We start from the raw sequence: 6,108 nt of genomic DNA, 5'->3' as shown, positions 1-6,108 counted from the left end.
GAGCAGGACGGTCCGGGGGCGCCGGCCGAGCGGGTCACGCTCGACTGGCCCGAAGGCCTTCCGGACGGCGGCCGCCACGGCTTCACCCCCGCGCACCGCGAGACGCTGGACGCGCTGCTCCCCGCACTGGCCGGCCGGCTCGCCGACGCGCTGGGGGACGCGCCCGGACGGGTCCTCGTACTCGGCAACGAAGAGCTGATGTACGCCCCGCTGCGCCTCGCGAAGGCCCTGGAGGAGTCGGGTGCGGCCCGGGAGGTCCGCTTCTCCACCACCACCCGCTCGCCCGTCCTCGCCGTCGACGACCCCGGCTACGCCATCCGCACCCGGCTCGTCTTCCCCGCCCACGACCTCCCCGCCGACGGGCCCGGCGACCGCTACGCCTACAACGTCGCCGGAGCCGGCTTCGACGTCGTCGTCGCCGTCGTCGACTCGGCCGGCGACACCCCCGAACTGCGCACCGGACTGCTCGCGGCCCTCGCCCCGCACGCCGGCCGCGTCCTGCTGGTCTGCCTGCCGTCGTACGTGCCGTCGTACGTCCCGGCCGCCGCCCCCGTACCGAACTGCGGACCGGCGTCCGCACCCGAGCGGCGGGAGCCGATCATGCCCGAGCAGGTCCTCACCGAGGCGCATCTCCCCGAGCAGGTCCTTACCGAGCAGGTGCTTCCCGAGCAGGTCCTCCTCGAGCCGGTGCTTACCGAGCCGGTGCTTCCCGAGCCCCTGCGCGGGCCCGGGTTCTCCTCGTACGCCGCGGAAGACGTCGGCTGGCTGCTCCAGGACCTGTCCGACGTCGCCCTCGAAGCCCCCACCGAGGAGCGCGAGGAGGCCATCCAGGCGGGCGGCGCGCACTATGCCGAGTCGCTGCCCGTCGAGTACCAGCCGTCCCCCCAGTACCAGGAGATGTACCGGAGCGCGCTGACCGCGTCCGCCGCCCGGATGGCCCGGGCCGTCGGCACGGTCACCGAGACCGTCCTCGCCGAGCGCTCCCCCTCCCCGGTCCTCGTCTCGCTGGCCCGCGCCGGCACCCCCGTCGGCGTGCTGATGCGCCGCTGGGCCCGGGCCCGGCACGGCCTGGACCTGCCGCACTACGCCGTCTCCATCGTCCGCGGCCGCGGCATCGACCCCAACGCACTGCGCTGGCTGGCCGCCCACCACGACCCCGCCGACGTCGTCTTCGTCGACGGCTGGACCGGCAAGGGCGCCATCACCCGCGAACTGTCGGCCGCCCTCGAAGCCCAGCGGGAAGCCGGGGGTCCCGCCTTCGACCCGGAGATCGTCGTCCTCGCCGACCCCGGCTCCTGCGTGTCCACGTACGGCACCCGCGAGGACTTCCTGATCCCCTCCGCCTGCCTCAACTCCACCGTTTCCGGACTGATCTCGCGTACGGTGCTCAGGTCCGACCTGGTCGGGCCCGACGACTTCCACGGCGCGAAGTTCTACCGCGAACTCGCCGGAGCCGATGTCTCCACCGGCTTCATCGACACCGTCGCCGCCCGCTTCGACGAGGTGGCCGACGCCGTCGACGCCGACGTCAAGGAGCTCCTCGCCGCCGACCGCACCCCGACCTGGGAGGGCTGGGCGGCGGTGGAGCGGATCAGCGAGGAGTACGGCATCCACGACGTGAACCTGGTCAAGCCCGGCGTCGGCGAGACCACGCGGGTCCTGCTCCGGCGCGTCCCGTGGAAGATCCTGGCGCAGCGCGGCGCCGGAGCCGACCTGGACCACGTACGGCTGCTCGCCGAACAGCGCGGCGTGCCCGTGGAAGAGGTCGACGGACTGCCCTACACGTGTGTCGGACTCATCCACCCCCGCTTCACGCGCGGCGCCACCGGCGCCGACGGAAAGGCTGTGGCCTCCAAGTGACTGTCCTGGTAGCCAGTGATCTCGACCGCACGCTCATCTATTCGACGGCCGCGCTCGGCCTGACCATGCCCGACCCGGTGGCCCCGCGGCTGCTGTGCGTCGAGGTGCACGAGAGCAAGCCGCTGTCCTACATGACGGAGACGGCGGCGAAACTCCTGGCCGAACTGACCGCCGATCCCGAAGTGGTCTTCGTCCCGACCACGACCCGCACGCGCAAGCAGTACCAGCGCATCCGCTTCCCCGGCCGCCCGGCGAAGTACGCGATCTGCGCCAACGGCGGACAGCTCCTGGTGGACGGCGTCCCGGACCGGGACTGGCGGCGCCGGGTGGCGGCGCGGCTGGCCGAGGAGTGCGCCCCGCTGGAGGAGGTCCACGCACACCTGCTGGCCGGCGCGGACCCGGCGTGGCTGCGCAAGGCGCGCGTCGCCGAGGACCTGTTCGCCTACCTCGTCGTCGAACGTGCCCTGGTGCCCGGGGAATGGATCAAGGCGCTGACGGAATGGGCCGAAGCCCGGGGCTGGACCGTCTCCCTCCAGGGCCGCAAGATCTACGCCGTGCCCCGCCCGCTGACCAAGAGCGCGGCCATGCGCGAGGTGGCCCGCCGTACGGGCGCGACCACCACCCTCGCCGCGGGCGACTCCCTCCTCGACGCGGACCTGCTGCTCGCGGCGGACGCGGCCTGGCGGCCCGGCCACGGCGAACTGGCCGACGCCGGCTGGACCGCGCCGACGGTCACGCCCCTGGCCACCGCTGGCGTCCTGGCCGGCGAGGAGATCGTGCGCGCCTTCGTCCGCACGGCCGCCCGGGAGGCTGCCCAGGGCGCTGCCCCGGAGTCCGCCCGCACCGCCGGCGAAATCGGCACACTGGGCTCATGACCAAGGGCAACAGCACCAAGATCACCGACGAGCTGTACCGCTACATGCTCGACCACAACCCGCCGCTGGATCCGGTCCAGCAGAAACTGGTGGCGACCACGTACGAGAAGTTCCCGGACGTCGCCGGCATGCAGTCGGCGGAGGAGCAGGGCCCCCTGCTGGCCTTCCTGGTCCGGCTGACCGGCGCCCGCCACATCGTCGAGGTCGGCACGTTCACCGGCTTCTCGACCCTGTCGATGGCACAGGCCCTGCCCGCGGACGGCACCCTCGTCGCCTGCGACGTCTCGCAGGAGTGGACGGCGTACGGCCGCGAAGCCTGGCAGGCCGCCGGCGTCGCCGACCGCATCGACCTGCGGATCGCCCCGGCGCTGGACACGCTGCGCGCCATGCCGCAGGAGCCGCACATCGACATGGCGTACGTGGACGCCGACAAGGAAAGCCAGATCCTGTACTGGGAGGAGCTCGTACCGCGGCTGCGCCCGGGCGGTCTGATCGTCACGGACAACACGCTGTTCCACGGCGCGGTCCTCGACGAGTCCGCGACGGGCCCGGCGGCGGGAGTGCGCGCCTACAACGCGCACGTCGCGGCGGACTCCCGCATGGAATCGGTCCTGCTGGCGATCTCGGACGGCATCACCCTGTCGCGCAAGCGCTGACTAGCAGCAGCCCCCGCCGCCGCAGCAGCCCCCGCCCGAGGGAGCGGGGGCACTGCTGGTCCCGCCGACCGCCACGGCGGACAGCAGCTTCACGGTGTCGGCGTGCCCGGCCGGGCAGTCGGCGGGAGCGGACGACTCGGCCATGGGCCGGCTGACCTCGAAGGTGTCTTCGCAGGTCCGGCAGCGGAATTCGTAACGGGGCATGACCCAAGGCTACAGAGCCGGACGCCGCCCGCCACCGCCTTGCCGCATCCCGCCGCGCCCCGCCGCCGTGCTTCGCCGCCGTGCTTCGCCGCCGCGCGGCGCAGCCGCACGGCCGTGGCGCGGCTCGGCCTCAGTGGGCGGGGACGGTCCCGGCCCGGGCGGCCCGTGCCCGGTCCTCCCGCGCGGCCTGCTCGGGGTTGCGGGCCCGCCAGTACGGATTGTCGTGCGGCAGCGCACTGCCCACCCGCCCGTACATCCCGAACCACATCAGCATCACGCCGACGACGAAACTGAACAGCACGTTCTGGATGTGGAACGCCAGGAAGTTCAGACCGGTGTCCAGCAGCGCCAGATTCACGAAGCCGCTGGCGATGAACAGCAGCCCCAGCACGATGTTCAGGGTGGAGGCGAAGTTCCCGCCGATCACCATCCCGACGAAGAGCAGCAGCCCGAAGCAGATCGACAGGACGCTCAGCGCGCCGTTCGTGTTCAGCGCGAGCACCGTGGCACCGCCGGTGTCGAAGAACCCGATCCGGTCGATCAGCCCGAGGATCCCGAAGCAGACGAGCAGCAGACCCACCAGGCCCGCACCCACCCGGTACACCTGGCTGAGCTTGTGATCGGTGGGCAGATGCTCGTCGAGCCGGGCATTGACGGGATGGGCGACGCGCCGCACCAGGTACGGGACGTGCGGTTGCGGGATCTCGATCGGACCGTGGGCCACGTACGGCGCGTACTGGTCATGGGGCTCGTGGCACCCGTACGCCGCGTGCGGCGCGTTCACGGTGGGCACATCGGGGGCACGAGCGGTGGGGGAAGTACGGGCAGCCATCACGCCCTCCTAAGCTCCGATACCGGCACCTCCCAGCATCCGCCGCCACCCACCCCACGACAATCGGACGACCCCACCCCCGCCCGGCCGGTCCGGCCGGTCCGGCCGTGCCGGTCTGGCCGCGGGCCGTGCCGGTCTGGCCGGGGGCCGTTCCTGCGGGGCCGTGCCCGGGGCTGCGCCGGCCGGGCCGCTCGGCTTAGCCGCGCCGCCCTCGGATGTCGGCCACGACCCGCGCCACATCGGCCCGGACCTGCTCCATCTCCTGAAGGAAATGCCAGTAGTCCGGGTGCCGCTCCTCCAGCCCGGCGAGCGCCCGCTCCATCCGTTCCACCGCCCCGTCCAGCGGCCCCGCATGCCGCGGATCCGGCACGGTGCGCCCCTCCATCGCCAGCCGCTGCGCATCCCGGACCGCGAACCGCGTCCGCTGCACCTCCGCCTGCGGATCCCGCGCCACCGCCTCCAGCCGCGACAGCCGGTCCTGCGCCGCCGACACCGCCTCATCGGTCGCGTCCAGCGCACCCCGGACCGACTCGACCAGCGCCCCGACATCGGCCCAGCGCTGCTCCTCGCGCGCCCGCGCGGCCTCCTTCAGCTGTTCCTCGGCCCGCGCCACGTCCCGTACCGCCTGATCGGGCACCTGCTGCAGGTCCTGCCAGCACGCGGCACTGAACCGCCGGCGCAGCTCACTGAGCACCGGATCCACCCGGTCCGCCCGGTTGCGCAGCGCCTGGGCCCGGGTCCGCAGGCTCACCAGCCGCCGGTCGATCTCCGCCGCACGCTCCGGGAGCCGCGCCACCTCGACCCGTATGGCCTCCGCGTCACGCAGGATCCGGTCCGCGCGCTGGATCGTCTCCTGCACCCCGTGCTGCGCCGCGCCCTGGTTCAGCAGGGTCAGCTCCGGCCCGAGCGAGGCCAGCCGCGCCGCGAACTCGTCGGCCCGCATCCCCTTGCCCCGGACGTCGTCCAGCGCCGTGCTCGCCGCGAGCAGCGCCGCCCGCGCCCGCTCCCGGGCCGGCGCCACCCGCGCCAACTGCGTCTCGGCCTTGTCCAGCAACGGCTGCAGCCCCTGCGCGAACCGGTCCAGCTCGCCCTTGACCCGGACCAGCTCGTCCCGCGCCCGCGTCAGCTGCTCCCGCGCCCGCGCGGCGACGGCCCCCTCCAGATCCACCCGGTCCAGGTCGTGCGCGTCGACGGCCTCGATGTACACGTGGCTGACCTGGTCGATCCGCTGCCCGAGCGCGGCGAACCCGTCCCCGGCCTGCCGCGCCGCGGGAGACCCGTCCGCGGCCGCGATGGTCTCCATGGAGATCCGCAGATCCCGCTGGGCGGTGTCCAGCTCGTAGAACGCGGCCGCGGCGGCATCCTTCGCCGCCTGCGCATCCGCCCGCCGACTCTCGTCCCGCCCACCGAACCACCGCCGGGATGCCGTCGTCACAATCCCTCTCCCGTACCGCCTCCGCCATGCCCCGGTCCATTCTCTCCCACGGATGCGGGTTTGCGTGGGGGGTGCGCCTGGCATGTAGGCTGTCCACTCATCCACGGGTGTGTAGCTCAGGGGTAGAGCGCTGCTCTTACAAAGCAGATGTCGGCGGTTCGAAACCGTCCACGCCCACCAGCACGACTGGGCGCCCCCCACGACCAGGGGGGTGGGGGGGTGGGGGAGGGCCCGCGCGTCACTCGG

Annotated in this window: 6 protein-coding genes and 1 tRNA gene; 4 read left to right on the top strand and 3 right to left on the bottom strand. The window is 73.3% G+C overall.

The genetic code is table 11. The features are described 5' to 3' along the window. From ACFXA3_RS25530 to ACFXA3_RS25520, 3 genes are all read left to right on the top strand, one after another. Positions 1-1,860: cysteine protease StiP domain-containing protein (locus tag ACFXA3_RS25530; RefSeq protein ID WP_385190552.1), on the top strand; the 1,860-nt coding region annotated here is incomplete at its 5' end. Continuing rightward, the gene (locus tag ACFXA3_RS25525) at positions 1,857-2,735 is read left to right on the top strand and encodes an HAD family hydrolase (RefSeq protein ID WP_385190549.1); all 879 of its coding nucleotides are present in this window, start codon (positions 1,857-1,859) and stop codon (positions 2,733-2,735) included. The genes ACFXA3_RS25530 and ACFXA3_RS25525, both read left to right, overlap by 4 nt. Next, positions 2,732-3,391, top strand: coding sequence for an O-methyltransferase (locus tag ACFXA3_RS25520; protein ID WP_385190547.1), 660 nt, complete (start codon positions 2,732-2,734; stop codon positions 3,389-3,391). Before ACFXA3_RS25525 ends, ACFXA3_RS25520 begins: the two co-directional genes overlap by 4 nt. Here the strand turns inward: ACFXA3_RS25520 and ACFXA3_RS25515 are convergent, their stop codons facing one another. From ACFXA3_RS25515 to ACFXA3_RS25505, 3 genes are all read right to left on the bottom strand, one after another. After that, positions 3,392-3,595, bottom strand: coding sequence for a zinc ribbon domain-containing protein (locus tag ACFXA3_RS25515; RefSeq protein WP_030160452.1), 204 nt, complete (start codon positions 3,593-3,595; stop codon positions 3,392-3,394). Positions 3,596-3,725: 130 nt separating this feature from the next. Then, complete coding sequence (locus ACFXA3_RS25510; protein WP_385190544.1) at positions 3,726-4,427, bottom strand: DUF4383 domain-containing protein; 702 nt, start codon at positions 4,425-4,427, stop codon at positions 3,726-3,728. A 196-nt stretch (positions 4,428-4,623) separates the two neighbouring features. Next, positions 4,624-5,862, bottom strand: coding sequence for a hypothetical protein (locus ACFXA3_RS25505; protein WP_385190541.1), 1,239 nt, complete (start codon positions 5,860-5,862; stop codon positions 4,624-4,626). Between the two features lie 105 nt (positions 5,863-5,967). Between ACFXA3_RS25505 and ACFXA3_RS25500 the strand changes: the two genes are divergently transcribed. Next, positions 5,968-6,042: transfer RNA gene (locus ACFXA3_RS25500), tRNA-Val, on the top strand. Positions 6,043-6,108: the final 66 nt, after the last annotated feature.

Origin of the sequence: Streptomyces sp. NPDC059456, assembly GCF_042750055.1 — a bacterium.
Lineage (GTDB): Bacteria > Actinomycetota > Actinomycetes > Streptomycetales > Streptomycetaceae > Streptomyces.
The sequence above is the reverse complement of the archived record's forward strand: the minus strand, read 5'-3'. Positions and strand labels throughout refer to the sequence as shown.